Source organism: Aerococcus mictus (genome assembly GCF_003286595.3).
GTDB classification, from domain to species: Bacteria; Bacillota; Bacilli; order Lactobacillales; family Aerococcaceae; genus Aerococcus; species Aerococcus mictus.
Window position 1 is genome coordinate 1,036,642 of the sequence record NZ_CP132985.1, and the last position, 25,599, is coordinate 1,062,240.

21 protein-coding genes are annotated in these 25,599 nt (G+C 39.8%); all 21 read left to right on the forward strand.

Annotated elements, in window-relative coordinates; genetic code table 11:
• The first annotated feature begins 10 nt into the window (after positions 1–10).
• The 21 genes from DBT49_RS04860 (at position 11) to rbfA (ending at position 25,255) form a co-directional block, all read left to right on the forward strand.
• A complete protein-coding gene (locus tag DBT49_RS04860; RefSeq protein WP_070560275.1) occupies positions 11–1,258 on the forward strand; it encodes a thiolase family protein in 1,248 nt (415 codons plus the stop codon).
• A 194-nt stretch (positions 1,259–1,452) separates the two neighbouring features.
• Positions 1,453–4,671 (forward strand): DEAD/DEAH box helicase, encoded by a 3,219-nt coding sequence (locus DBT49_RS04865; RefSeq protein WP_070560273.1) that lies wholly within the window; start codon positions 1,453–1,455, stop codon positions 4,669–4,671.
• 37 nt (positions 4,672–4,708) lie between these two features.
• Positions 4,709–5,923, forward strand: a complete 1,215-nt coding sequence (locus DBT49_RS04870; protein ID WP_083300517.1) for a CapA family protein — start codon at positions 4,709–4,711, stop codon at positions 5,921–5,923.
• Positions 5,924–5,936: 13 nt separating this feature from the next.
• A complete protein-coding gene (locus DBT49_RS04875; RefSeq protein ID WP_070560270.1) occupies positions 5,937–6,515 on the forward strand; it encodes a sugar O-acetyltransferase in 579 nt (192 codons plus the stop codon).
• A gap of 174 nt (positions 6,516–6,689) precedes the next feature.
• The gene (gene rpsB, locus DBT49_RS04880; RefSeq protein ID WP_060778203.1) at positions 6,690–7,475 is read left to right on the forward strand and encodes a 30S ribosomal protein S2; all 786 of its coding nucleotides are present in this window, start codon (positions 6,690–6,692) and stop codon (positions 7,473–7,475) included.
• A 147-nt stretch (positions 7,476–7,622) separates the two neighbouring features.
• Positions 7,623–8,498 carry a translation elongation factor Ts gene (tsf, locus tag DBT49_RS04885; RefSeq protein WP_060778204.1) on the forward strand — a complete coding sequence of 292 codons (876 nt, stop codon included), beginning with the start codon at positions 7,623–7,625 and terminating at the stop codon, positions 8,496–8,498.
• Between the two features lie 82 nt (positions 8,499–8,580).
• Positions 8,581–9,297 (forward strand): UMP kinase, encoded by a 717-nt coding sequence (pyrH, locus tag DBT49_RS04890; RefSeq protein WP_013669226.1) that lies wholly within the window; start codon positions 8,581–8,583, stop codon positions 9,295–9,297.
• A 4-nt stretch (positions 9,298–9,301) separates the two neighbouring features.
• Positions 9,302–9,862 carry a ribosome recycling factor gene (gene frr / locus DBT49_RS04895; protein ID WP_013669985.1) on the forward strand — a complete coding sequence of 187 codons (561 nt, stop codon included), beginning with the start codon at positions 9,302–9,304 and terminating at the stop codon, positions 9,860–9,862.
• A gap of 252 nt (positions 9,863–10,114) precedes the next feature.
• Positions 10,115–10,855: an isoprenyl transferase gene (locus DBT49_RS04900; protein WP_070560268.1), complete on the forward strand. Its 741-nt coding sequence runs from the start codon at positions 10,115–10,117 to the stop codon at positions 10,853–10,855.
• A gap of 15 nt (positions 10,856–10,870) precedes the next feature.
• On the forward strand, positions 10,871–11,662 hold the full coding sequence (locus DBT49_RS04905) for a phosphatidate cytidylyltransferase (protein ID WP_111872350.1): 792 nt from the start codon (positions 10,871–10,873) through the stop codon (positions 11,660–11,662).
• A gap of 12 nt (positions 11,663–11,674) precedes the next feature.
• Entirely contained in the window at positions 11,675–12,937 is a 1,263-nt protein-coding gene (gene rseP / locus DBT49_RS04910; RefSeq protein WP_070560264.1) for an RIP metalloprotease RseP, read from the forward strand.
• 51 nt (positions 12,938–12,988) lie between these two features.
• Complete coding sequence (locus DBT49_RS04915; RefSeq protein ID WP_070560262.1) at positions 12,989–17,302, forward strand: PolC-type DNA polymerase III; 4,314 nt, start codon at positions 12,989–12,991, stop codon at positions 17,300–17,302.
• A gap of 211 nt (positions 17,303–17,513) precedes the next feature.
• Positions 17,514–17,825 carry a P-II family nitrogen regulator gene (locus DBT49_RS04920; RefSeq protein ID WP_049776761.1) on the forward strand — a complete coding sequence of 104 codons (312 nt, stop codon included), beginning with the start codon at positions 17,514–17,516 and terminating at the stop codon, positions 17,823–17,825.
• Between the two features lie 24 nt (positions 17,826–17,849).
• On the forward strand, positions 17,850–19,310 hold the full coding sequence (locus DBT49_RS04925) for a DUF1538 domain-containing protein (protein ID WP_060778210.1): 1,461 nt from the start codon (positions 17,850–17,852) through the stop codon (positions 19,308–19,310).
• 32 nt (positions 19,311–19,342) lie between these two features.
• Positions 19,343–20,002, forward strand: coding sequence for a P-II family nitrogen regulator (locus tag DBT49_RS04930; protein ID WP_224783873.1), 660 nt, complete (start codon positions 19,343–19,345; stop codon positions 20,000–20,002).
• Between the two features lie 106 nt (positions 20,003–20,108).
• Positions 20,109–20,582 carry a ribosome maturation factor RimP gene (gene rimP / locus DBT49_RS04935; RefSeq protein ID WP_013668712.1) on the forward strand — a complete coding sequence of 158 codons (474 nt, stop codon included), beginning with the start codon at positions 20,109–20,111 and terminating at the stop codon, positions 20,580–20,582.
• 12 nt (positions 20,583–20,594) lie between these two features.
• Positions 20,595–21,962 (forward strand): transcription termination factor NusA, encoded by a 1,368-nt coding sequence (nusA, locus tag DBT49_RS04940; protein WP_070560260.1) that lies wholly within the window; start codon positions 20,595–20,597, stop codon positions 21,960–21,962.
• 11 nt (positions 21,963–21,973) lie between these two features.
• Complete coding sequence (gene rnpM, locus DBT49_RS04945; protein ID WP_070560258.1) at positions 21,974–22,270, forward strand: RNase P modulator RnpM; 297 nt, start codon at positions 21,974–21,976, stop codon at positions 22,268–22,270.
• Positions 22,263–22,544 (forward strand): L7Ae/L30e/S12e/Gadd45 family ribosomal protein, encoded by a 282-nt coding sequence (locus tag DBT49_RS04950; RefSeq protein WP_070560256.1) that lies wholly within the window; start codon positions 22,263–22,265, stop codon positions 22,542–22,544. Before rnpM ends, DBT49_RS04950 begins: the two co-directional genes overlap by 8 nt.
• A gap of 71 nt (positions 22,545–22,615) precedes the next feature.
• Entirely contained in the window at positions 22,616–24,880 is a 2,265-nt protein-coding gene (gene infB / locus DBT49_RS04955; protein WP_070560254.1) for a translation initiation factor IF-2, read from the forward strand.
• Positions 24,881–24,901: 21 nt separating this feature from the next.
• Positions 24,902–25,255 (forward strand): 30S ribosome-binding factor RbfA, encoded by a 354-nt coding sequence (rbfA, locus tag DBT49_RS04960; RefSeq protein WP_013669767.1) that lies wholly within the window; start codon positions 24,902–24,904, stop codon positions 25,253–25,255.
• Positions 25,256–25,599: the final 344 nt, after the last annotated feature.

Genomic DNA, 25,599 nt, shown 5'->3' on the forward strand with positions numbered 1-25,599 from the left:
GATTTAGTGAATGTTAAAAGCTAAAAATGAAGAAGTTGTTTTTGTTGGTGCCGCACGGACTCCTGTTGGTGCTTACCTAGGCGACTTAAAGACAGTACCAGTTGATGAATTAGGGGTGATTTCTCTTACAGAAGCTGCTAAACGTGCTGGTGTTGCCGTTGAAGATATTGAAGAAGTTATTGTTGGTCATGTCACTGGATCACAAACAACCAATAATTTAGGTAACATTATCGGAATTGATGCAGGAGTAAAAAATACTGCAACAGGTATGACTATTAACCGTATCTGTGGATCAGGTATTCAATCCGCTGTATCAGCCGCACAAGAATTACTATTCTCCAATAAAAGTATTATTGCCGCTGGTGGGGTAGAATCTTTATCTCGTGCGCCTTTCTATCTACCAGAATCCGCTCGTTATGAGGGGTTAAAGGGAGGCAATAAACCTTTAATTGATGCTAACTTAGCTGGCCATAGCTCTGCTTCTGGTAAAGATTCTGGTGTTAACCACATGGGGAACACTGCAGAAAATGTTGCTCGTAAATACGGAATTACTCGTGAACGCGCTGACCAATTTGCAGTAGAATCCCAACGTAAAGCTGCAGAAGCTATTGAAAACGGACGTTTCGCTCAAGAAATCATTCCGGTAGAAGTTAAAGGACGTAAAGGAAAAGTTAACGTCGTAGAAAAAGACGGCCATCCACGTCCAGGAACATCGATGGAATCATTAGCTAAATTACGCCCAGCCTTTGAAAAAGATGGTATTGTTACTGCAGGTAATGCTTCTGGATTAAATGACGGTGGTGCTTTTGAAATTATGACCACCAAATCAGTTGCTGAAGAACGTGGCTTAGAAATCATGGCTCGCGTCGTTGACTACCAAATTGCTGGTTGTGACCCTGCGTACATGGGCTTAGGACCGGTTCAAGCGATTAAAGACATTCTTGCGCGTCAAGAAATGGACCTTAAAGAAGACATTGATATCTTAGAAATTAATGAAGCCTTTGCAGCTCAAACTATTGGTTGCTTGATTGAACTTGGTATTGAAGAAGATACTGACTTCTACAAGAATCATTTCAACCCACATGGTGGTGCAGTTGCTTTAGGTCACCCATTAGGCATGTCTGGTGCACGTATCATTACATCTCTATTGTATGAATTCAAGAACCATCCAGAATACCGTTACGCGATTGCTTCAGCATGTATCGGTGGTGGACAAGGTATTGCTCTCTTACTTGAAAACGGCTACTACCAAGGTTAATTTAAATCATTAGCTTAAAATATAAACTCCTAGGGACTCCTCCTAGGAGTTTTTCTTATTTGTAGGATCTAAATCTTAATAATGACAGGTTTCTACATATGCGTTAAAGCTGGATATTCTATTCACTTTTACGTTGGTATGGTATAATGAGTTAATTCAAAGAAGTTAATTATTTATAAAAAGTGGGTGAATTTATGCGTTGGAGTATACCAACAAAAATGATTGAGGAAGGTAGGCAGCTAGTTAACCAGGACCGTGTGCTAAAAGTGATTCCTAATGAAAATGAAGCTATTTGGCGCGCAGAAGTTCTTGACGATGAAAAATACATCGTTATTTTAGATGGAACTGGTAAAGAAGAAGATATTTGTCGTTGTATCACCTGGCAACAAAAATCTTACTGCCCACATACTGTTGCAGTGGAATTGTTTTTACGTGACCATGATGTGGTGCGTGCCATGGCATATTCCAAGAAACCTCTATTTCATTATCCAGAAAATGTGATGGACCAGCATCCATCAATCGATAAATTACTCACTTCCTACCGTGAAAGAATGGATTACAAGCTCAGTGACCAGGATCAAGTCAAGACCTATCGTTTAAAGGTTCAATTCGAAATTTACGATATGACTGGACTCCAATATCAATTATCGAGTGAAAGACTCTTCTATTTAAGACTAAAAGTCGGTTATGATCAACTTTACTATGTCCAAGATTTTACGGATTTTTATCGACAACTTTTAAATGCGGGCTCATATCGGCTCTCCAACCGCCACGATAAGGCGGTCTGGCTCATGAAAGAAGCCTTTAATGCTGATACTTATGACTTGCTTTACCAATTAGCTTTGATTAAGGAAAATAACAATCACCGCCTAGAAGCAGGATTAAATATTTCGACATCTCACCAAAGCCCCCAACGAGATTTCTTATCTCAGAAGCAATTGGCCATGTTGATAGATTTTTATCAAGAGCACAGTGAATCAAATCAAGATGGCGACAATATCCAATTTTATCTCGATGATGACTTAGTTGAGCTTAACTTTTATCAAGACAAACGGCCAGTCTTACTTGAACTCCAGCACAAGGATGGAAATTACCTAGTGATCATGAATCCTAGGATGCGCTTATATAAGTTCTACCAAATGATCTTCGATGGCTACAATCTCTATAGAATTGAAGCTGACCAAAGCTATTTTGATGATTTAGAATTGTTGCAAGGAACATTTGCTGACCATTCCTACCAGTGGCAGCTTAGTGCGGATGAGGTTGAAGAGTTTATTTCTTGTTTTGGCTACCAAATTCTTGCCCATGGTCTTATCAATAATATTGTATTGTTAAGTTTCGCCTCAGGAATGGGACCATTGAAAGTAGAGATAGCCCTAGATGTCAGTGATCGTCTCTTACAAGCTGATTTAATCTATCATTATGGCCAGTACCAGTTATCTGATACTCCAGGAGAAAATATTTTGCCAGAAAAGGGTATTATCTTAAGAGATATTAAGGGCGAAATTCAATCCGAGCAACAACTTATCAAATTAGCCTTTGAAAAATCAGATAATCAATTTATTAGTCAATTTGATAATTTTAATCAAACCATGGAAGCTTTAAACGATTGTCAGAAATTCTTCCCTGATGAATGGACGGTGACTTATAGTCAACAATTAGAGGAATGGCAAAATAACGATAAGCAATTAAAAGTAGAAACTGGTAAAAATGAAGAGAATCGCTTCTTAACGATTAATTTCACCCTGGATGATGTTGATGACGATGAAGTCAATGAAATTTTAAAGGCTATCGAGCAAAACGACCAATACCTGCAGTTAGATAGTGGAAAAATTATTGATTTGAAGAAAATCATTACTCCTCAACAGAATAAGATGTTAAAACAGCTGCGTTCTGGCAATACGCATTGGGAAAATGGGGGGCAAGTTCCTGCCTACCAAAGTCTAAAATATGCAGATGCCTTAGGCCAGGCAGTGGATTTTGAACAATTCTACCAAGATATCATCCACCCAGCTCGGTCAGATTACCAAAGCAATCCAGGCTTAAAAACTGAATTAGCTCCTTATCAAAAATATGCTGTTCAGTGGTTAGGCCAATTGGCTAAATATAACCTAGGTGGGCTATTAGCTGATGAAATGGGACTGGGGAAGACTGTTCAAACAGTGGCTTTCCTGTTGGATTACTTTGATAAACTGCCTCAAGCCAATGTGCTCATTTTAGCGCCAGCTTCTGTTATTTATAATTGGAAATATGAAATTCAACGCTTTGCTCCAGAGGTGAAGGTTGTGGTATTAGATGGTAGTGTTGAGGAAAGAGAAAAAATTCGTCAGGAAAATCCCAAGGCCATCTGGATTTGTTCCTACCATTCCTATCGTAATGACCAAGAAGCCTACCACCAAGAATATTTTGATGTCTTGATTCTAGATGAAGCTCAAGCACTCAAGAATGAACGGACGGTTTTATACCAATCAGTTGTTAACCAGGACAGCGGCATGCGGATCGGATTATCAGGGACTCCTTTAGAGAATAATTTAAATGAGTTTTGGGCTTTGATGCAAATGATCTTACCGGGTTTACTGCCACAGAAGAAAGAATTTCAGGCCATGTCCATTGAAAGCATTCGTAAATTGGTTAGCCCCTTTGTCTTACGTCGAACCAAACAGGAAGTTCAATTGGAATTGCCTGATAAGTCCGTACATAATCGCTATGCTAGCTTAGAATCAAATCAAAAGGCGGTTTATCTTGCTTACTTGGAAGATATTCGCGATCGCCTGAAAGATAATGATGGCAATGGTTCTCACAAACACATGGAAATGCTTGCTGCCATCACCCGCTTGAGACAAATTTGCTGCCACCCAGCCTTAGTTAATTCTGACTACCAAGGAACGAGTGGAAAATTTGAATATTTCAAGCGGATGTTAGAACGGGCCTTAAGTAATAATCGTAGAATATTGGTATTTTCACAATTTACATCGATGCTAGCGATCATGCAGGATTATTTAGACCAAGAAGCGATTAACTATTTTATTATTGAAGGGAAAACCAATAAAGAAAAACGCCAAGATCAAGTCAACCGCTTCAACCAAGGTGAAGGATCCGTCTTTTTAATCTCCCTAAGAGCTGGCGGGGTAGGAATTAATCTGACCGGTGCAGATACTGTCTTTCTTTATGATCTGTGGTGGAATCCCTCTGTTGAAGAACAAGCTATCGGCAGGGCCCACCGAATCGGTCAGACCAAAGATGTTGAGGTTTACCGATTCATTACCGAAGGAACGATTGAAGAGCGCATTGCTGAATTACAAGAAGAAAAACGCCATCTTTTCGATGAACTCTTCCAAGATGAGGAAATGGGAGAAAGTTCCCACTTAACCATGGATGACTTGCGCTTTATTTTAGATATGCCTGCAAGTTAAAAGTGAAACGTCAAGTATAAAATAGAGGAGGTAGATGATGAATATCAAAGGACTGTTAAAAGCGCTTTTAGGTGTTTTCTTTGCCCTACTAATTGTCATTTCAGGAGCATTTCTTTATCAAGAATTAAAGCATTCTAAGGATGGCCAAAGCTGGGAGTTTAGCTTAAATCCTAAGAATAATTCTTCAAAAACAAGTAGTGCGCGCATTTTTTGCAATGGGGACCTACTTTACCACGATATCGTTTATTGGTCTGCTGAGCAGGGAAATGGGACTTATGATTTTAATAATAACTTCCGTTACGTTAAAGATTGGTTAGGCCAGGGAGATTTGGTGATTGGTGATTACGAAGGCACCATCACACCAGGACGTGAGCTAACCGGTTATCCCATGTTTAATGCTCCGGTGGAAGTCGCTTCAGCTATAAAGAACGCTGGTTATGATGTGATGGCCTTAGCAAATAATCATATTTTGGATATGGGGTCAGAAGGTGTGGCTTCAACTCAAAAAGCCTTTAATGATTTAGGGATCGATACGATCGGAGTATATACTAAGGCACCACGTTCCACTGATCAACTCTTAATTAAAGAGGTCAATGGCATTAAAATAGCCATTTTGAATTATGCATATGGCTACAACGGTATGGAACAAAATCTCTCCAAGAAAGAATATGAGGCTTCCATGAGTGATCTTGATGAAGAAAAAATGAAGGAAGAAATTAACTTTGCTGAGCAAAATGCGGATATAACCATTGTTATGCCGCATATGGGTATTGAGTACCAGTTACAACCTAATGAAGAACAGAAAGCTCTCTACCATAAGATGATTAACTGGGGAGCTGATCTCGTCTTTGGGGGCCATCCTCATGTCATTCAACCAAGTGAAGTGGTCAACCATAATGGTGAAAATAAGTTTATTATTTATTCCATGGGGAATTTCTTATCTAATCAACGGATCGAAACCGTTGACAACCCTTGGACGGAAAGAGGGGTGCTGATGGATGTTAGCCTGACTAAGCAGGGAGACACCACCAAGATTGACACTATTCAAGCCCATCCTACCTGGGTTAATCGCACTCCTAATGGCAAAAGAGGGCACGGCTTCGATCTATATGATTACACAGTTTATGTCTTAGAAGATTGGGTTCAAGGCGGGAAGTATTATGGTCAATTAGATCATGCGACTCAAGCCAGAGTTGATCGCGCTTACCAAGAAACGCTTGACCATGTCAATTTACAATTGCCTAAGGAATGAAAAGGAAGGTAAAATGTCTGAACGCGAAAAAATGAAAGCTGGTCAATGGTACGATGCTAATTATGATGAGGAGCTATTAGCTATGCGGCAAAAGGCTCAAGGCTTAGCTAAGAAATATAATGATTGTCTATCCGAAGATTCTCAGCAAAAGGAGGCCTTCTTACGACAATTGTTTGCTCATTTCGGGGATAAGTCTCAATTACTGGCGCCTTTTTACGTGGACTATGGCTTTAATGTCAGTATTGGTGATGATTGCTTTATCAATTACTCTGCCTACTTTATGGATGGTGCACCAATTAGTTTAGGAGACCACTGCTTTATTGGCCCTTTTTGCGGTTTCTATACGGCACAGCACCACCTACAAATTAAAAAGCGTAACCAGGGCCTAGAGCGGGCTCTTCCAATTAAAGTTGGGGCAAACTGTTGGCTAGGAGCCAATGTCTCGGTGATGCCTGGCGTAAGTATTGGTTCTGGTGCAGTGATTGGAGCTGGCAGCGTGGTAACTAAGGATATTCCGGACAACGCCCTAGCTGTCGGGGTGCCGGCTAAGGTGGTTCGTTATATTGATCAAGATGAAGATTTAGCGGATTAAATTGAAAATAGCCTTATAGGCCTTGTATTCTACTTGATAATGATATATAATAGCTCAGTATGTGTTTAACATATATTTATTTCACACTGCGTGGATTGAAACGCCAGGTGCTCTAGCATGAGTAGCGTTTCTTGGAAGCGTAGGCGGAAAAATAACCAAATGGAGGTAATAGATATGTCACAAGTGACTATGAAACAATTATTAGAAGCAGGGGTTCACTTCGGTCACCAAACCCGTCGTTGGAATCCTAAAATGGACCGTTACATTTTTACCGAACGTAATGGCATTTATATTATTGACTTACAACAAACTGTCAAATTATTAGACAAGGCTTACAACGTGGTTCGTGATATTGCTGCTAATGGTGGTAACATCTTATTTGTTGGAACCAAGAAGCAAGCACAACAAGCCATTGAAGAAGAAGCTTTACGTTGTGGTCAATACTACGTTAACCATCGTTGGTTAGGTGGTTTGTTAACTAACTGGGACACCATCCAAAAGAGTATCCAACGCATGCGTGATATTGATCGTATGGAAGAAGACGGTACTTTTGATGTTCTTCCTAAAAAAGAAGTTTCTGAATTAAATAAAGAACGTGAAAAATTAGAGAACAACCTTGGTGGTATGGCTGATATGCCTAGCTTACCAGATGCAATTTTTGTGGTTGATCCACGTAAGGAAGAAATTGCAGTTAACGAAGCTAAGAAATTAAACATTCCAATCATTGCTATGGTCGACACTAACTGTGACCCTGATGATATTGACTATGTCATCCCTTCAAACGATGACGCCATTCGTGCAATCCGCCTAATTGCAAGTACTTTAGCTGACGCTGTACTTGAAGGTAACCAAGGTGAAGATGACGAAGATGCAAGCGAAGAATTAGCAACAGACGAAGATTTAGAAAAAGTTGCTGCCCAATTTGCTAGTGAAAACGAAGAAGCAGAAGGCCAAGAATAATCTAAATCGGTTGCAGTAAAACGCTAAAAATAGTAAGATATAAAAGAGTAGATAGCTATCTTCTTAGGTAACTCAAGCTTCAAGTAGCTTTTACTTATGAGATAGCTATTTTTTTGAAATGAATTCACTCTAGGAGGAAAATAAAATATGGCAATTAGTGCAAAGTTAGTTAAACAATTACGTGATCAAACTGGCGTGGGTATGATGGACGCTAAGAAGGCTCTTCAAGAAACTGATGGGGACATCGATAAGGCTGTCGATTACTTACGTGAATCTGGTCAAATGAAAGCTGCTAAGAAGGCGGATCGTGTTGCTGCTGAAGGTTTGGCAAAGATTTATATTGAAGGCAATACTGCAGCTATTTTAGAAGTAAATACTGAAACTGATTTTGCTGCAAAAAATGACAAGTTCACTGAAATTATCGATGAAATTGGACATGCCTTAGTACAATATAAGCCACAAGATATGGAAGAAGCTAAGGAAAAAGTTGAAATTAACGGCGAATCCTTAGAAGACTACCTTACTCAAAAGACTGCGATTATTGGTGAACGGATTAACTTCCGTCGTTTCACTGTTTTTGAAAAAACTGATGACCAAGTGTTCGGACAATATGTCCACATGGGTGGGAAAATTGCTACACTTGTTTTAGTCAATAGTTCTGATGACCAATTAGCTTTAAATCTTGCCTTACATGTTAGTGGGATTGCACCTAAATATGTTAGTGAAGAGCAAATTCCCCAAGAAGAACGTGATCATGAACGTGAAGTCTTGACTGAACAAGCTAAAAATGAAGGTAAGCCTGAAAAGATTATTGAAAAAATGGTTGAAGGTCGTATGCACAAATTCTATGCTGAAGTTTGCTTAAATGACCAAGACTACTTACTCGATGACAGCATGACTGTTAAAGAATTATTAGACAAAGAAGATGCTTCTGTAGAAGATTTCCGTCGCTACGCTGTTGGTGAAGGAATTGAAAGAAAAGAAGAAGATTTCGCAGCTGAAGTTCAAAGTCAAATGCGTTAATCATCCAGCAAATACTTTGTTGGAAAATACTAATAGGTTGGGTTAAGCCCAGCCTTTTTATTAGAAGGTTAAGGAGCGAATCATGTCTACAAAATATAAACGTATCGTTTTAAAATTGAGCGGGGAAGCCCTAGCAGGCGACAATAATTTTGGAATTGACCCTAAAACAATGAAAAAAATTGCCCAAGAACTCAAGGATGTCTACCAATTAGGGGTTGAAATAGCCATTGTCTGTGGTGGCGGAAATATTTGGCGTGGAAAAACGGGCGAAGAAATTGGTATGGAACGGGCCCAAGCAGATTATATGGGGATGCTAGCTACGATAATGAATGCCCTAGGCTTGCAAGATGCCTTAGAAAACTTAGAAGTGCCTACCCGGGTTCAAACTTCGATCGAGATGCGACAAATTGCTGAACCTTATATTCGTCGCAAAGCCGTGCGCCATTTAGAAAAAGATCGGGTAGTCATCTTTGCTGGCGGAACAGGGAATCCATATTTTTCCACAGACACAGCTGCTGCTTTACGCGCTGCAGAAATTGAAGCGGACGTTATTTTAATGGCTAAAAATGGAGTAGACGGTGTTTATACAGCTGATCCAAAAGTCGATCAAAATGCAGAGAAATTCTCAGAGCTTTCTCACACAGAAGTGATTACCAAGGGCCTACAGGTCATGGATGCAACAGCAAGTTCTTTGAGTATGGATAATGATATTCCGATTGTCGTCTTTAACCTTAACGAGCGTGGAAATATTCGTCGTGTTGTTGAAGGGGAAGAAATCGGAACAACGGTAAGGGGTTAGGATAATGGATATTAATAACTTGTTTACGGAAACAAAAAACCGTATGAAGAAGAGCGAGCAATCATTGCAAAATGAACTCGGCAAGATTCGTGCTGGTGTAGCCAATGCCAGTTTATTGAATGGTATCTACGTCGAATATTATGGGGTTGATACGCCTTTAAATCAAATCGCATCAATTACCATTCCAGAGCCAAGAATGTTAATGGTGACACCATATGACCGGAGTGCCTTAGACAATATTGATCGTGCCATTCAAATGTCGGATATAGGTATAGCTCCTACTAATGATGGGGAAAAAATTCGTTTAGTCATTCCTGCGCTAACTCAGGAGCGTCGTCAAGAATTGTCTAAGTTAGTTGGTCGTGATTTAGAAGACGCCAAAATTGCAATTCGAAACATTCGTCGTGATGCTAATGATACCATTAAGAAAGCAGAAAAAGACGGAGAAATCACTGAAGACGATGCTCGTCGTAATGAAAAAGAAGTCCAAAAAATTACTGATGAAGTAACTGAACGTTTGGAAAAAATTGCTAGCGATAAAGAAGATGAAATTTTAAATAGTTAATCCTTACTTATTGCTTGAATTAGTGACTTTTTATTCCTTCTTTATATTTTAAAGAGGTGAATATGAAGTCACTTTTTCTTTTATTAAGTCCTATTGTTAGCGATTAGAATTCAGCGAGATACTCTTAAGTAATTCTTCCCGCTTTTTTCTCCTTACATGTTAAAATAGGTATTAATTTGAGAAATGAGATTTACAAAATTCCTGACTAATCGGTACAATATAACTAGTATTTATATTTGAGGTGGAAACATTATGAACGAAACGCATCCTTTTGATCCTAATTTAGAAATTCCCCAGCATGTTGCAATTATCATGGATGGTAACGGTCGTTGGGCGAAGGAACGTGGTCTAAAGCGTACTGATGGACACCATGAGGGCCTAAAAGCCATTCGCCGCGTCGCTGTAGCGGCCAGTCAAATCGGTGTCAAGATATTAACTGTATATGCCTTTTCTACCGAAAATTGGAAACGCCCTCGTAGTGAAGTGTCTTATCTCATGAAATTGCCTAATTTAATGGAAGCAGAACTCTTGCCCGAATTGATAGAGAATAATGTTCAGGTTAAAATTATGGGGAATAAAGGCTCAGTGCCTAAATACACTATCCAATCTATTGAAAATGCTATAGATAAGACTAAGGATAACACTGGCTTAATCCTCAATATTGCCTTTAATTATGGGAGTAGAGCTGAGATAGTTGAGGCGGTAAAGGAAATTGCCGGTGAAGTTAAATCTGGGGATTTAGATCTTGACTCGATAGATGAAGACACGATCAGCCATCATCTCATGACCCAACAACTTGCACCTTACAATGACCCTGATTTTTTAATTCGCTCGAGTGGGGAAGTCCGGTTAAGTAATTATTTACTTTGGCAATTGGCCTATAGTGAAATGTATTTTATTGATACTAAGTGGCCTGATTTTGACAAAAAAATCTTTTTATCATGTATTGGCGAATACCAAAGCCGTCAAAGACGCTATGGGGGCCTAAAATAGAATGGATGTATGACTATGAAGACGCGTACGATTACTGCAATTATCGCTTTAGTAATTTTTATACCTTTCTTGCTTATTGGGGGAGGGTATTTTGAAGCTTTAGTTGTCTTGTTAGGAATCGTTAGTTTGAGTGAATTACTAAAAATGATGAATGTCCCGCTTTTTTCTTTTGAGGGGCTAGTTACCCAGTTGATGATGTTAGTTGTCTTACTGCCAGACCGGGTCTTATCTTTTGTTCCCCATTCTCTAACGGTAATGGATCTCTTCTATGCTGGAATCATTTTTTTGTTTATAGCCATGGTTTATTTTCCTGAACAGATGGATTTTAAGCGCCTATGTGCTTTAGCTGTCTCAGCCGTTTATGTAGGCATTGGTTATCATTATATGATTATGACACGACGGTTAGGACTTTTTGCTGTCATTTTTGCTTTTGGTATTATATGGTTTAATGACAGTTTTGCTTATCTAGCAGGCGTTCATTTTGGCCGCCATAAGTTAGCGCCTAAAATATCACCTAATAAAACCATCGAAGGCTCGATAGGTGGGATATTGGCAGGGATCATCTATAGTCTTTGCCTCAATTTTTTTGATGGTAGTTTGAATCTGCCACTCCTTTCAGTGGTTATCTTGGCGATTGCTCTTTGTCTCTTGGGGCAATTTGGCGACCTCATTGAATCAGCCATTAAACGCTACTTTAAAGTGAAAGAAAGTGGAAAAATACTACCAGGACACGGAGGCTTACTGGATCGATTTGATAGTCTATTGATTGTTCTGCCAATGTTCCATTATTTAGTGGCATTTTTGTAGTAAGGAGTTTCTATGAAAGCAATTATCGTTTTTATTATTATTTTCAGTGTTATCGTGATATTCCATGAATTTGGCCACTTTATCATGGCTAAACGGTCAGGGATTATGGTTCGTGAGTTTGCTATTGGTATGGGTCCACGTATTTTTCATCATGAAGGAGAAGAAACCACTTATACCCTACGTCTTTTACCAATTGGTGGCTATGTGCGTATGGCTGGTCTTGAAGATATGGATGAAGTCATCGAACCAGGGCGACAAATTAAAGTCGGTTTTAATGATGATCGAGTGATTGATTTAATTTGCTTAGACAGTAATGAGGAAGATATTGAGGCTCTACCATTGGAAGTGATGGATAGTGACTTGTCTGAGGCTATGTATATTCATGGGGTCCCATTTGGTGAAACTGAATCCAAAAAATATTCTGTTAGTCCAGAAGCCTATATTTTGGAAGAAAATGGTAGCCTAGTGAAAATTGCTCCGCTTGACAAGCAGTTCCAATCAGCCCCTTTAATTAACCGCCTGTTAACTAATATCATGGGCCCAATGAATAATTTTATTTTAGGTATCTTAGCCTTTATCCTTATCGCCTTTCTTCAAGGCGGTGTTTATACCAATGCTCCAATATTAGGGGAGATGGTTGAAAACTCAGCTGCTCAAGAAGCGGGATTAGAAAGCGGAGACCGGGTCATCAAGATTAATGATGAGAAGATCGATAGTTTTACTGACATGCAAAAAATTGTCAGTCAACACCCGGGTCAAGAAGTCAATTTTACCGTTGAACGTGACCAAGAGCAAAAATCTATCGCTGTTCAAGTGGGAGCGGTCGAAACAGATAAAGGTCAAAAAATCGGGCAAATCGGAGTACGTGCACCTCAAAATAAGTCCTTTGGGGCTAAAATCGCTTATGGATTTAAAGCGACTTGGGCGATTGTCGTTGGGATTATTAGCGCAATAGCTTCCATGGTCGTTAATGGTTTTGATATTAATAACTTTGGTGGTCCGGTTTATATGTACCAGGCGACCTCTCAAACTGTAGAAGTCGGCTTTATTGCTGTGCTACAATTAATGGCTTATCTGACTGTGAATTTAGGCATAGTGAACCTCCTGCCTTTCCCAGCCCTTGATGGGGGTAAGGCCTTTCTCAATATTATTGAAGCCATACGGGGGAAAGCTTTAAGTGTACGGACAGAGGGAATTATTAATTTGATTGGTTTTGTCTTATTAATGGTCTTAATGATTGCCGTGACCTGGAACGATATCTTACGATTATTTTAAATAAAAAGAGAAGCCCTTTTGAGGGTTTCTTTATTTTGAAGGGAGAATGAAATGCTTTCTAACGAAGAGATGTTTCAAACTTTACTTAGGCAAATGCATTGGCAGAGTGATGATGAAAATATTAAGCAGGGGTCTATTGAAGAGGTGATTGTTCACCAAGTCTCTCGCTGCTATCAATTCAATATTCGTTTCCCAGAACGCTTACCTTTTTCTGCTTATCAACTTTTTTATGCCCAACTAACCAATACTTTTCAAGCCATAGCCAAAGTAAAATTGAAAGTTATTATCAGTCAAGTAAGTACAGCTAGTGACCAAGAAGTGAGTGCTTATTGGCCAGTGATTTTGGAATGCTTGAATTTGTCAGATGGCATGGCTCAACAAGTTTTATATGCTAATCCTCCTAAAATTAACCAGGGGAAGATGTTCCTTTATGTAGAAAATGACCCCATTCGCGAATATGTTGAAACTAACTACGTTCAGGCGATCCTGGATTGCTATCAGCGCCACGGCTTCGATAAGCTAAGTCTGAAGGTTATTGTTGATCAAGCTAAAGCGAATGAGCGGCAAGAGCAATACCAGTCTAGACGTCAAGCGCTAGAGAAGGAAGAACAAGAAAAAGCCAAGCTTGTCCAGGAGCGTAGTGAGCAAGCCCCTTCAAATGCTAAGCAAGTTAAATCTCCAGATCAAATTCGAATCGGTCGGTCTATTCCTAGTGACCAAGTTCAAATGATGAAAAGCTATACTGAAGAGCAGCGTCGTGCTGTAATGGAGGGTGTTGTTTTTGATGTTGAGATACGGGAATTAAGAACCGGGCGCTGTATTCTTGTCTTAAAAATGTCAGATTATACCTCGGCCTTTATTGTACAAAAATTCTCTAATAGTGACGCAGATATTGCCATCTTCAATAGTATCAAGGAAGGTATGTGGCTACGTGTTCGAGGTGATATCCAAATGGATGACCGCTTTGCTAGAGACCTCGTTGTTAATGCACGTGACCTGGAAGCCATTGAAAAGGAACCACGTCAAGATACCATGCCAGAAGATCAAAAACGTGTAGAGCTTCACTTACACACGAATATGAGTGCCCTGGATGCTACGAATTCTGTGACAGATTTTGTCAAGCAGGCGGCCGCATGGGGGCACAAAGCTATTGCTGTTACTGACCATGGTAATGTCCAGGCTTTTCCTGAAGCTAGTCAAGCAGCTAAAGACACTGGAGTCAAGCTGATTTATGGTATGGAATCCTATGTCGTTGATGATGGTGTTCCCATTGCCTATAATCCCGGCCACGTTGAATTAGAAAATGCGACTTATGTTATTTTTGACGTGGAAACGACCGGTTTATCGGCAGTTTATAACACGATTATTGAAATTGGTGCGGTAAAAATGCATAAAGGCAATGTGGTCGGAGAGTTTTCTGAGTTCTTAAACCCAGGCCATCACTTATCTAGTTTTACCACCGAATTGACAGGCATTACCGACAGTATGGTAGCTAATGCCCGTCCTGAACCCGAAGTGATGCAGGATTTCTTGGACTTCTGTCAAGGAACGATTTTAGTCGCCCATAACGCGAGTTTTGACGTTGGCTTTATTGATGCTGCCTATCAAAGAAATGGCTTACCTACCATAGAAAATCCAGTGATTGATACCTTGGAATTAGCTCGCTACCTTTACCCACATTTGAAATCCTTCCGTTTAAACACCTTGTCTAAGCATTTTAACGTCTCTCTAGAACATCACCACCGGGCGATTTACGATGCGACTTCAACGGGTGCTTTGGTGTGGATTTTTGTTAAGGAAGCCAAAGAATCTCATGATATGGTTTACCATGATCAGTTGAACCGTGATATAGGTCAAGGAGATGCCTATAAAAAGGGACGCCCCTTCCATGCGACCATCTTAGCCAAAAATCAAAAGGGGCTTAAGGACTTATTTAAATTAGTGAGTGCCTCTAATGTTGACTATTTTCACCGGGTTCCGCGTATTCCTCGCTCGCTCCTAAAGGAACACCGTGAGCATCTATTGATTGGTTCCGCTTGTTCAGAAGGAGAAGTCTTTACTGCTGCCATGCAGAAAGGAAAGGAAACCGCTAAGAAATTTGCTGAGTTTTACGATTACCTCGAAATTCAACCCAAAGCATCTTATGAGCCTCTTTTACGTAATCAAGATATTATCAATAATGAGGCTTTAGAAAATATCATTAACGATTTAGTGGACATTGGTGATGAACTTGGTATTCCAGTGGTAGCGACAGGAGATGCGCATTATCTTAATCCCGAAGATAAGATTTACCGGGAAATTTTGATCAATTCAATAAAATCTAACCGCTCTAAATATTTTCCTAGAGCCCATTTCAGAACGACCAAAGAAATGCTCGATGATTTTGCCTTTTTAGGCGAAGAGAAAGCCTTTGAATTAGTAGTCACTAATTCTAATGCCATAGCTGATACCATTGAATTTGTGGAACCTATTCACGATAAGTTGTATACCCCCCATATCGATGGTGCTGAAGAGTCCATTCGTAATGATGCTTTTACTAAGGCTCATGAAATTTACGGTGAGAATTTACCTGAACTGATTGAAGAAAGATTAGAACGGGAATTGGACAGTATTATTGGTAACGGTTTTGCGGTGATCTATTACATTGCGCAAAAGTTAGTGTGGAAATCGAATGAGGATGGCTATATTGTTGGTTCTCGGGGGTCAGTAGGCTCTTCCTTTGCTGCCACCATGTTAGGTATCACTGAAGTTAATCCTCTTCCACCACACTATGTCTGCCTGAACTGCCATTACAGCCATTTCTATACCCATGGCGAAATTGGATCTGGTTTTGACTTAGAAGATAAGGATTGTCCCGAATGTGGTCAGCCATTGTCTAAGGATGGTCATGATATTCCGTTTGAAACCTTCTTAGGTTTTAATGGGGACAAGGTACCTGATATCGACCTTAACTTCTCCGGAGAATATCAAGCTCAAGCCCACAACTATACTAAGGTCCTTTTTGGGGAGGACCACGTTTATAAAGCCGGAACCATCTCTACTGTTGCTGATAAGACCGCTTTTGGCTATGTTTTAGGTTATGACCGAGACCATAATTTAAACTTAAGGCAAACCGAAAAAGATTTCCTCGCCAAAGGGGCTACCGGGGTAAAACGAACAACTGGACAACACCCGGGTGGGATTATTGTTATTCCAGAAAACATGGACGTTTATGATTTTACCCCGATCCAATACCCTGCCGATGAGCAAACTGCTGATTGGCGAACTACCCACTTTGATTTCCATTCCATCCATGACAATGTCTTAAAATTAGACTGCCTGGGTCACGATGATCCTACGGTTATTCGTAAATTACAGGATCTTTCGGGAATTGAGCCAACAGATATCCCGATGGACGATCCCGAAGTCTATAAACTATTTAATGGAACCGACTCCCTTGGGGTGTCTCCAGAGCAAATTTTTTCCAAAACCGGGACCCTGGGTATTCCTGAATTTGGTACGCCATTCGTTAGACAGATGCTAGAAGCGACTCACCCCAGCACTTTTGCCGAATTACTACAAATTTCCGGTCTTTCTCACGGAACTGATGTTTGGCTGGGGAATGCCGAAACCTTGGTTAGTGAAAAGGGCATGGAATTAAAGGATGTTATTGGTTGTCGGGACGACATTATGATGGATTTGATTCATATGGGAGTCCCTAAGAGCGATTCCTTCCAAATTATGGAAAAGGTAAGAAAGGGGAAAGGGCTGTCACCTGAACATCAAGCGATTATGAAAGAACATGAGGTACCAGAATGGTACATGGATTCCTGCCAAAAAATTAAGTATATGTTCCCTAAAGCCCATGCGGCTGCTTATGTGATTAACGCCTTGCGGGTAGCTTGGTTCAAAGTGCACCATCCCATCTGGTACTATTGTGCCTATCTCAGTGTCAGGGCTGAAGATTTTGATTTGAAAGCCATGGCTGGCGGTTTAGAATCGAACAAGGACCGCCTTAAAGAGATAAAGGCTAAGGGTAATGATGCCAGTGCCAAAGAAAAGTCCCTACAAATTGTGCTAGAATTAGTCAATGAAATGTGGGAGCGTGGTTTGAAATTTAAGATGGTTGATTTAGAGAAATCAGATGCTAAAGACTTTGTTATCGAAGGAGATGATACCTTAATTGCACCCTTCCGTGCTGTTTCTGGACTAGGTGTCAGCGTGGCTCAACAAGTCGTTAAAGCCAGGGAAGAATCTCCTTTCTTATCAAAAGAAGATCTGAAGATTCGTGGTAAGGTCAGCCAATCAGTTATCGATCATTTAGATGAGTGCAATGCACTAAATGGCTTACCGGAAGAAAATCAATTATCTCTATTTGATTTTTAATAGAGATAAGCAATTAAAAGGCGTAATACTTAACAAGGCTGTTATTTTCGACAGCCTTGTTTTATTATATTGGTTCTTCTAGCTTTGCAAGCAAAGAGCCTTTTACTAGCTAATCGCTTGTTTGCTATGTTACGATCAAAGTAAACTTATTTTTATTTGTTCATATTCACTTTTAAAGTGACTGAATCTTTTGAAGAGAGGAGCTGTTATGATGCAAGAAATGATTATTACCATTGTTGACCATAAATATGGTCGCGATGTGATCAAAACTGCCCGGGAAGCGGGAGCTGTCGGAGCTACTGTCGTTAAGGGACGTGGAGCGGGTTATAAAGATTATGAAGCCGCTTTTGATGTCACCATTGAAGAAGAAAAAGATATTGTCTTAATGGTGGTAGATAGTGAAAAGGTAAGTGCCATTTCCCAGGCTATTGTTGAAAAAATGAACCTGAGATCACCAAATTCAGGAATTACCTTTTCCCTACCTGTCAATAATACGACCGGTTTATTGCGCGAAATTGAATAAAATCTGTAAGAAAGGAGAGCGTCTATGGATGTTTTAATTGATAGTTTTAAAGAAACAGCTTACTCGGTATTACCTGTGGTGGCTATTGTATTAGTGCTATCATTTTTTGTGGTTGATGTGCCGGCTAATATGTTGCTCGCTTTTATTATCGGGGCGATTTTACTCATGTTAGGGCTGACGATTTTTCTAACTGGTATTGATGTGGGGATGACCCCAATTGGAAATCACTTAGGTCACTATGTTGCCGGAAATAGTTCGGTTAAGGTCATTGCAGTAATCAGTTTTATTATTGGTTTTGCAGTGACTATCGCTGAGCCAGACTTATTGATACTGGGTCTGCAAATTCAAGAGGCGACTTCAGGTGCCTTGAGTCAGCAACTAGTCGTCTTATCAGTCTCTATTGGTGTGGGGATCATGATTGCATTTGGAGTATTTCGACTCTTGAAACGAATTGCTTTAAAGCATTTCTTTGCACTTGTTTACGGAATTATTTTAATACTAGCTATTTTTTCTGAAGACTCTAACATTGCTATGGGGTTTGACGCTTCTGGCGCGACTACAGGGGCATTAACCACTCCCTTTATTTTAGCCTTGTCAGGTTCCCTTGCCCAAAGGATGGGGGGAAAGGACGCTGAAGACAACGCCTTTGGTCTGGTTGGCGCCATGAGTACTGGGCCAATCTTAGCGACCCTTTTACTGATTCTATTATCGCAAAGTAATATTCAACCGGCTGAATCGGTGGTTGAACCGACACAAAATGTGTTTTATGCGATTGTATCCAGTTTTCTGCCGACTCTAGTTGAATCGATTATTGCCCTTATCCCGATTGTTCTCTTATTTATCTATATGAACTGGAGACATTTCCAACTTGATAAAGAAGAATTGATGGATATTTTTAAAGGAATTATTTATACGGTGATTGGTTTAACTATTTTCCTAGTTGGCGTTCATGAAGGTTTCATGGATATGGGGAAATTCCTTGGTCAAGCCATGGCTGAAAGAGGAAATCTATGGTTAATTATTACTGGATTTATTCTTGGTTTAGTTGTTGTTCTCGCTGAGCCTGCTGTCCATGTCTTGGGAGACCAAGTTGAGGATGTTACGGGTGGATATATTCCTAATAAAATCCTTATGATTGCACTCTCCATAGGAGTGGCTCTAGCAGTCGGTTTATCCATGTTACGAATTTCCAGTGACCAGTTAATGGTCTGGCATTTCCTCTTACCTGGTTTTGCCCTGGCCATCCTCTTGTCTTACCAAGTCCCTAATCTATTTACTGGGATCGCTTTTGACGCTGGTGGGGTAGCTTCTGGTCCGATGACAGCTACTTTTATTTTAGCCTTTGCCCAAGGAGCAGCTGACTATCTCCCCAATGCAAATGCATTAGATGCCTTTGGTGTGATTGCTTTTGTTGCTATGATTCCGGTGATCATGGTAGAATTACTCGGATTAATATTTAAGATTCAAACAAAGACAAGTGATTAAGTATAAGCGCTGATGGAGAAAGGGGAATAAAAGTGAATAAAGAACCAGTTTTATTTTTAGCCATTGTTAAAGAAGGGATGGCTAGCCGTTTATTGAAGCGCGCCAAACAAGCTGGTGCATCAGGTGGAACGATTATTAGAGCCTACGGGACTGTTCAAAGCAACTTATTGCGGTCCTTGGGTTTACAAGGAACCGAACGTGAAATCTTTTTAACCATTGTTCCAAAAGAAAAAGAAGCGGAAATCCATGCCCATTTAGAAGATGCCCTGAAATTAAAGAAAAAGGGGACAGGTGTCCTATTTTCTTTTGATGTGTCTTCTTATTTAGGCAATCAAAACCATAGTTATTTCTTTAATGAGGCAGACCAGAAAAACAAAGACCAGCTCCTGGTAACCATAGTACAAAGGGATTTAGCTGATCAAGTGGTTGATGCTGCCCGTGACGAAGGAGCTAAGGGAGCAACGATTTTACACGGTCGTGGAAGTGGCGCCCATGAAAAATCCAGCATTTTTTCCATTCAAATTGAACCCGAAAAAGAGATTGTTTGGATGGTTCTTCCCGCCAATAAAATTAAACAAGTAACAGATAACATTTCAGAGACAATGAAAATTACGGAGCCAGGACATGGGCTAATTTTTTCCTTGCCGATCTCAAGTGTCAGTGGCTTGATAGGTCAGGGCAAAAAAGCCTAGCTATTGCTAGTTAATGAAAAATATGTTAAGATAATAGTGTTGTTATAGGAAGGAAGGAGTGAGCGCTAGCGCTCACTCTTTTTCATGAGTAGAAAGTGAGGGAAGTATGGCTAAAGTTACTGACCAAGTGAAAGCATTAATTGAAGCTGATATTAATGAAATGGGATATCAATTATTTGATATCACTTTTTCCAAAGAGGGTAAGGATTGGTATTTACGCATCTACATAGATAATAATGACGGCATAACGATCGCTGATTGTGTAAAAGCAAGTGAAAAGATTTCTGAAATCTTAGACAATGTCGAAGACGACCCTATTCCCCAAGCTTACTACCTAGAAGTATCTTCTCCTGGAGCGGAACGTCCTTTAAATAATGACAATGCCATCCAACAAGCAATTGGTAAATGGGTTCATTTAAATTTCTATCATGAAATTGATGGTAGCAAATTTGTTGAAGGACGCCTTTTAGAAGCTAGTGAACAATACTTTACTTTAGAAGTAAAAGATAAGACCCGACGTTTAGTTCAAGACTTTCCGCGTAAAAGCGTGTCTTTAATTCGTTTGGCAATAGAATTTTAAAGAGGGATAGAAATGAGTAAACAACTAATTCAAGCCTTTGAAATGTTAGAACAAGAAAAAGGTATATCAAAGGATACCATTATAGATGCTGTGCAATCAGCATTGGTCTTTGCTTACAAGCGAAATTTTGACCAGGCACAAAATGTCGAAGTTGTTTTTGATGATAAAAAAGGGAGTTTCCACGTTTATTCTGTAAAAGAAGTGGTGGAAACCGTGATGGACTCTAATTTAGAAGTATCCCTAGAGGATGCTTTGGAAATCAATCGGGGTTACGAAATTGGCGATAAAATTCGCTTTGAAGTCACTCCAGAAGATTTTGGGCGTATCGCAGCACAAACAGCCAAGCAGGTCATCACCCAACGTTTACGTGAAGCAGAACGTGAAATCATTTATGAAGAATTTATCGATTATGAAGATGACTTGTTAACGGGGACAGTGGAAAGACAAGACCGGCGTTATATCTATGTGAATTTAGGTAAAATTGAGGCAGTTTTGACTCCTGAGGGACAAATCCCTGGAGAGTATTTCCAACCCCATGACCGTATCCAAGTTTATGTGGAAAGGGTCGAAAATACCACAAAGGGACCTCAAATTTACGTGAGTCGTACCCATCCTAATATGCTAAAACGCTTATTTGAGCAAGAAGTTCCCGAAATTTACGATGGGACCGTTGAAATTCGCGCAATTGCTAGAGAAGCAGGCGATCGTTCTAAGCTAGCTGTTTATTCTAATGACCCTAATGTGGATCCGGTGGGGACCTGTGTGGGGCCTAGAGGTAGCCGGGTGCAAACAGTGGTTAATGAACTGAAGGGCGAAAATATGGATATTATCGAATGGGATGAGGATCCTGCGGTTCTCATTGCTAATGCTTTAAATCCTGCTGATGTTCTCGCTGTTCACTTTGTTCCTAATGAACAGGCTTGTGTAGTCGTTGTTCCAGACAATCATTTGTCTTTAGCCATCGGTAAGCGAGGGCAAAACGCTCGTCTAGCAGCTAAGTTAACGGGTTATAAGATTGATATTAAGTCTGAAACTGAGTATGAAGACTATCAAGATTCTGAAGAATACAAAGAAAAATTTTTACAAGATCAAAATCTTGAAGCTGAGAGTGAAGAAGTCGAAAGCCTCTTAAACGATGTTAACGCAGGGGAAGAACTCATGAGTGATCCGGCTGCCTTAGCCTCTGATTCTCTAGTTAGTGAGGAAACTGATCCTTTATTATCAGAAGTTTCAGCAGATGACCAAGCTGGTTTCGAAAATTACGATGAAGAAAATATCCATCCTGATGATATGGAAGAAATTGTTTCAGATGTTGAAGAATCCGATGAAGTGACATACGATGAATTGTTGGATGAAGGTCAAGATCTCGAAAAAGAATAGAGGGGATATTTATGAAAAAGCGCAAAATACCGATGCGTCGGTGTGTGGTGTCTAATGAGCAATTTCCAAAAAAAGAGTTAATTCGGGTTGTCCGTACACCAGAGGGCGAAGTTGCTATTGACCCGAGTGGGAAAATGAATGGACGCGGTGCCTATGTAGCGACCGACCCTGACATAGTTCAAAAGGCATGGGATAAGCACCTACTGGACAAGCACTTGGAAGTTAGCATTGATGACGCTTTTTATAATGAATTAAAGGATTACGCTGATCATATGAAAGCTAGAAAAGAGCTATATGGCAATGAATAAGCGCTTAAATCTTTTAGGGCTTGCCCAGGTTGCCGGTGGCTTGATCAGTGGAGAAAGCAGCGTTATTGAAGCCGTTCAAAAGGGTAAGGCACTTCACGTCATCGCAGCGACAGATTTAAGTGAGCGTTCATTAAAAACCATTAAGAACAAATGTGATTTTTACCAAGTTCCCTTGAGTTTAGAATTTACCCAAGCAGAGATAAGCCAAGCCCTCGGTAAGAAGCGGTCAATTTGCGCTTTTACTAATCAAGGCTTTGCTAAAAAATTTAATTGATTGTGTTTCAAGTGATATTTCTTATAGGAGAGAACAAATCATGAAGCGATAAGATTAAGGAAGGTGATGACATGTCAAAAAAACGTGTCTATGAATATGCAAAAGAAAAAAATATTTCTAGTAAGGAGTTATTAGCTAGTGCTAAAAAGGCTGGATTATCCTACACTAGCCATATGTCTTCGATGACAGATGAAGATATCCAAACCATGGAAAAGTATTTTGCAAAGGGAAAAAGTCAGCCTAAGCAAAAAGAGTCTAGCCAAGAGAAACAAGGTAATAAGCAATCTCAGTCTGAAAAAGCTGGTAAAAAACAAGAAAAGCATAATCATAACAAAGGCGAGAAAAAACCAGCGAATAAGCAAGAAGAAAAAGGCCAAGACCATAAAAAGAAGGACGGTCAATCCGGCAAGAACAGCCAATCAAACACTAATAAAAAGGCCAATAAGAAAAACAATAAAAAGAATCGCCGTAAAAATAACAAACAATCAAAATATGAGGACAAGCATTTAAAACATAATCAACGTAAAAAAGTCCAACATAATAATTCTTCGGCTCCTAGCCGCAAGAAAAAAGAAAGCCCAGAAAAAATTGAATTTACTGATGGCATGACCGTTGCTGAGTTAGCTAAAAAAATCAAAAGGTCTCCAGCTGATATTATTAAGAGTTTGATGATGCTTGGTGTTATGGCCAACCAAAACCAAGCTTTAGATTCAGATACTATTCAATTAATTTTAGCTGAATATGGCATTGAAGCTGAAGAAAAGGTTATCATTGATCCTACTGACTTCGACCATTATTTTGAAGAGGCTAAAGAAGAAAAAGCGGATAATTTACAAGAACGTCCAGCCGTTGTAACCATTATGGGTCACGTTGACCACGGGAAAACTACCTTACTAGATTACTTAAGACACGCTAACGTGGTTGAAGGGGAAGCTGGTGGCATTACCCAACATATTGGTGCCTACCAAGTCCATGCTAATGACAAAGAAATTACCTTTTTAGATACTCCGGGACACGCGGCCTTCACTACCATGCGTTCACGTGGAGCTGACGTTACCGATATTGTCGTCATTGTTGTAGCAGCTGATGATGGTGTTATGCCACAAACTGTTGAAGCCATTAACCATGCTAAGGCAGCTGAAGTACCTATTATCGTAGCAGTTAATAAAATTGATAAACCACAGGCCAACCCTGACCGCGTTAAACAAGAATTAACCGAATATGAGTTGATTCCAGAAGAATGGGGCGGCGATACCATTTTTGTTAATATTTCAGCCAAGTTTGGTGAAAATATTGATGAATTACTTGAAATGATTCTCTTAGTGGCTGAAGTTGAAGAACTAAAAGCCAATCCTAATCGCAACGCCCTTGGTTCTGTGATTGAAGCGGAATTAGATGCCCATCGTGGTGCCGTAGCGACTATTTTGGTTCAAGAAGGGACTTTACACCAAGGAGACGCTATTGTTGTAGGAGACACTTATGGACGGGTTCGTACCATGACTAACGACCAAGGTCGTCGGATTAAATCAGCAGGTCCTTCAACGCCAATTGAAATTACCGGTCTACAAGAAGCTCCTCAAGCAGGCGACCGTTTTGTGGTCTTTGATGATGAAAAGACTGCCAGAAATATTGGTGAACGTCGTGCCCAACAAGCTCAAGAATTACGCCGCCATCAAACCCATAAGGTGACCCTTGATAACCTGTTTGATACCATTAAAGAAGGCGAAATGAAGACCGTTAATATTATTATTAAGGCCGATGTCCAAGGTTCTGTTGAGGCTATTGCCTCCAGTATGAAGAAAATTGATGTTGAAGGCGTTAAGGTTGATATTATTCATGGTGCTGTCGGTGCCATTAACGAGAGTGATGTATCCTTAGCGGCAGCTTCCAATGCAGTTATTATTGGTTTCAATGTCAGACCAACACCAACAGCTAAAACCCAAGCCCAAGAAGAAGAAGTCGAAATTCGTCTTCATAACGTGATTTACAACGCGCTTCAAGAAGTTGAAGATGCAATGAAAGGTCAGTTAGATCCAGAATATAAAGAAGAAATTACGGGTTATGTAACGATTCGGGAAACCTACCATGTTTCTAAGTTAGGAACTATCGGTGGAGGTTATGTCACGGATGGATATATCGAAAGAAACAGTAAAATTCGCTTAATTCGCGATAATATTGTTATCTATGAAGGCCAATTATCTTCACTACGCCGTTTCCAAGATGATGTTAAACAAGTTAACAAAGGCTATGAATGTGGATTGATGATTGAAGACTATAATGATATTAAAGTGGACGATCAAATCGAAGCCTACCATATGGTAGAAGTGAAGCGTTAATATTTAACAAGGAGTGGTTTTATGTCTACGAATCGTCGCGTAGAGCGAGTTAGTCAAGAAATCTTACGCGAAGTTAACTCGATTCTGCGTAAAGAAGTGAAAGATCCTCGTGTCAAAAATATTACCATTACTGATGTTGATTTAACTGGTGATTTACAAAACGCTACCATTTATTATTCCACCTTATCTGATTCACAAAGTGAGCATGAAAAAGTGCAAAAGGGACTTGATAAGGTCAGTGGCTTAGTACGTTCGTTGTTAGGTCAACGCTTACGTATTTATAAGACACCAGAAGTTGTCTTTAAGCGGGATGAATCGATCGAATATGGTCAACGTATTGACCAGTTATTGGCTCAGTTAAATAAAGAAGATTAATATTCTTAGAAGAGACTGTGACAAGCGCGTCAAAGAGCAAGACCGTTGGAAGAAAAATGTGTCAAAATTTTCAAAGAGATTTTTTCACCATCTTCTTCCAACGAAAGCTTGCTCAGCGCTTGAAATATATTTTGAAAAGAGGCTGTGTATCTGTAGGCCTCTTTTTTCTTTTAAACTGAAACTTAGAAATGAAATTTTAATAAAAGATTAGCCGAGTGGATTAAGAAATCAGAGCATATTTTGAAATAATGATCAAGATCGATCAAAATAATAGATCGATTTTAAAAAAATATTCTCCAAGAATACCCTTAAATAAGTCTTTTCGCTCTTTTATTAAAAAAATC

Excerpts from the sequence above, each read along its gene's own strand:
- DBT49_RS04860 (WP_070560275.1), top strand. The coding sequence starts at position 11 with ATGTTAAAAGCTAAAAATGAAGAAGTTGTTTTTGTTGGTGCCGCACGG.
- DBT49_RS04865 (WP_070560273.1), top strand. The coding sequence starts at position 1,453 with ATGCGTTGGAGTATACCAACAAAAATGATTGAGGAAGGTAGGCAGCTA.
- DBT49_RS04870 (WP_083300517.1), top strand. The coding sequence starts at position 4,709 with ATGAATATCAAAGGACTGTTAAAAGCGCTTTTAGGTGTTTTCTTTGCC.
- DBT49_RS04875 (WP_070560270.1), top strand. The coding sequence starts at position 5,937 with ATGTCTGAACGCGAAAAAATGAAAGCTGGTCAATGGTACGATGCTAAT.
- rpsB (WP_060778203.1), top strand. The coding sequence starts at position 6,690 with ATGTCACAAGTGACTATGAAACAATTATTAGAAGCAGGGGTTCACTTC.
- tsf (WP_060778204.1), top strand. The coding sequence starts at position 7,623 with ATGGCAATTAGTGCAAAGTTAGTTAAACAATTACGTGATCAAACTGGC.
- pyrH (WP_013669226.1), top strand. The coding sequence starts at position 8,581 with ATGTCTACAAAATATAAACGTATCGTTTTAAAATTGAGCGGGGAAGCC.
- frr (WP_013669985.1), top strand. The coding sequence starts at position 9,302 with ATGGATATTAATAACTTGTTTACGGAAACAAAAAACCGTATGAAGAAG.
- DBT49_RS04900 (WP_070560268.1), top strand. The coding sequence starts at position 10,115 with ATGAACGAAACGCATCCTTTTGATCCTAATTTAGAAATTCCCCAGCAT.
- DBT49_RS04905 (WP_111872350.1), top strand. The coding sequence starts at position 10,871 with ATGAAGACGCGTACGATTACTGCAATTATCGCTTTAGTAATTTTTATA.
- rseP (WP_070560264.1), top strand. The coding sequence starts at position 11,675 with ATGAAAGCAATTATCGTTTTTATTATTATTTTCAGTGTTATCGTGATA.
- DBT49_RS04915 (WP_070560262.1), top strand. The coding sequence starts at position 12,989 with ATGCTTTCTAACGAAGAGATGTTTCAAACTTTACTTAGGCAAATGCAT.
- DBT49_RS04920 (WP_049776761.1), top strand. The coding sequence starts at position 17,514 with ATGCAAGAAATGATTATTACCATTGTTGACCATAAATATGGTCGCGAT.
- DBT49_RS04925 (WP_060778210.1), top strand. The coding sequence starts at position 17,850 with ATGGATGTTTTAATTGATAGTTTTAAAGAAACAGCTTACTCGGTATTA.
- rimP (WP_013668712.1), top strand. The coding sequence starts at position 20,109 with ATGGCTAAAGTTACTGACCAAGTGAAAGCATTAATTGAAGCTGATATT.
- nusA (WP_070560260.1), top strand. The coding sequence starts at position 20,595 with ATGAGTAAACAACTAATTCAAGCCTTTGAAATGTTAGAACAAGAAAAA.
- rnpM (WP_070560258.1), top strand. The coding sequence starts at position 21,974 with ATGAAAAAGCGCAAAATACCGATGCGTCGGTGTGTGGTGTCTAATGAG.
- DBT49_RS04950 (WP_070560256.1), top strand. The coding sequence starts at position 22,263 with ATGAATAAGCGCTTAAATCTTTTAGGGCTTGCCCAGGTTGCCGGTGGC.
- infB (WP_070560254.1), top strand. The coding sequence starts at position 22,616 with ATGTCAAAAAAACGTGTCTATGAATATGCAAAAGAAAAAAATATTTCT.
- rbfA (WP_013669767.1), top strand. The coding sequence starts at position 24,902 with ATGTCTACGAATCGTCGCGTAGAGCGAGTTAGTCAAGAAATCTTACGC.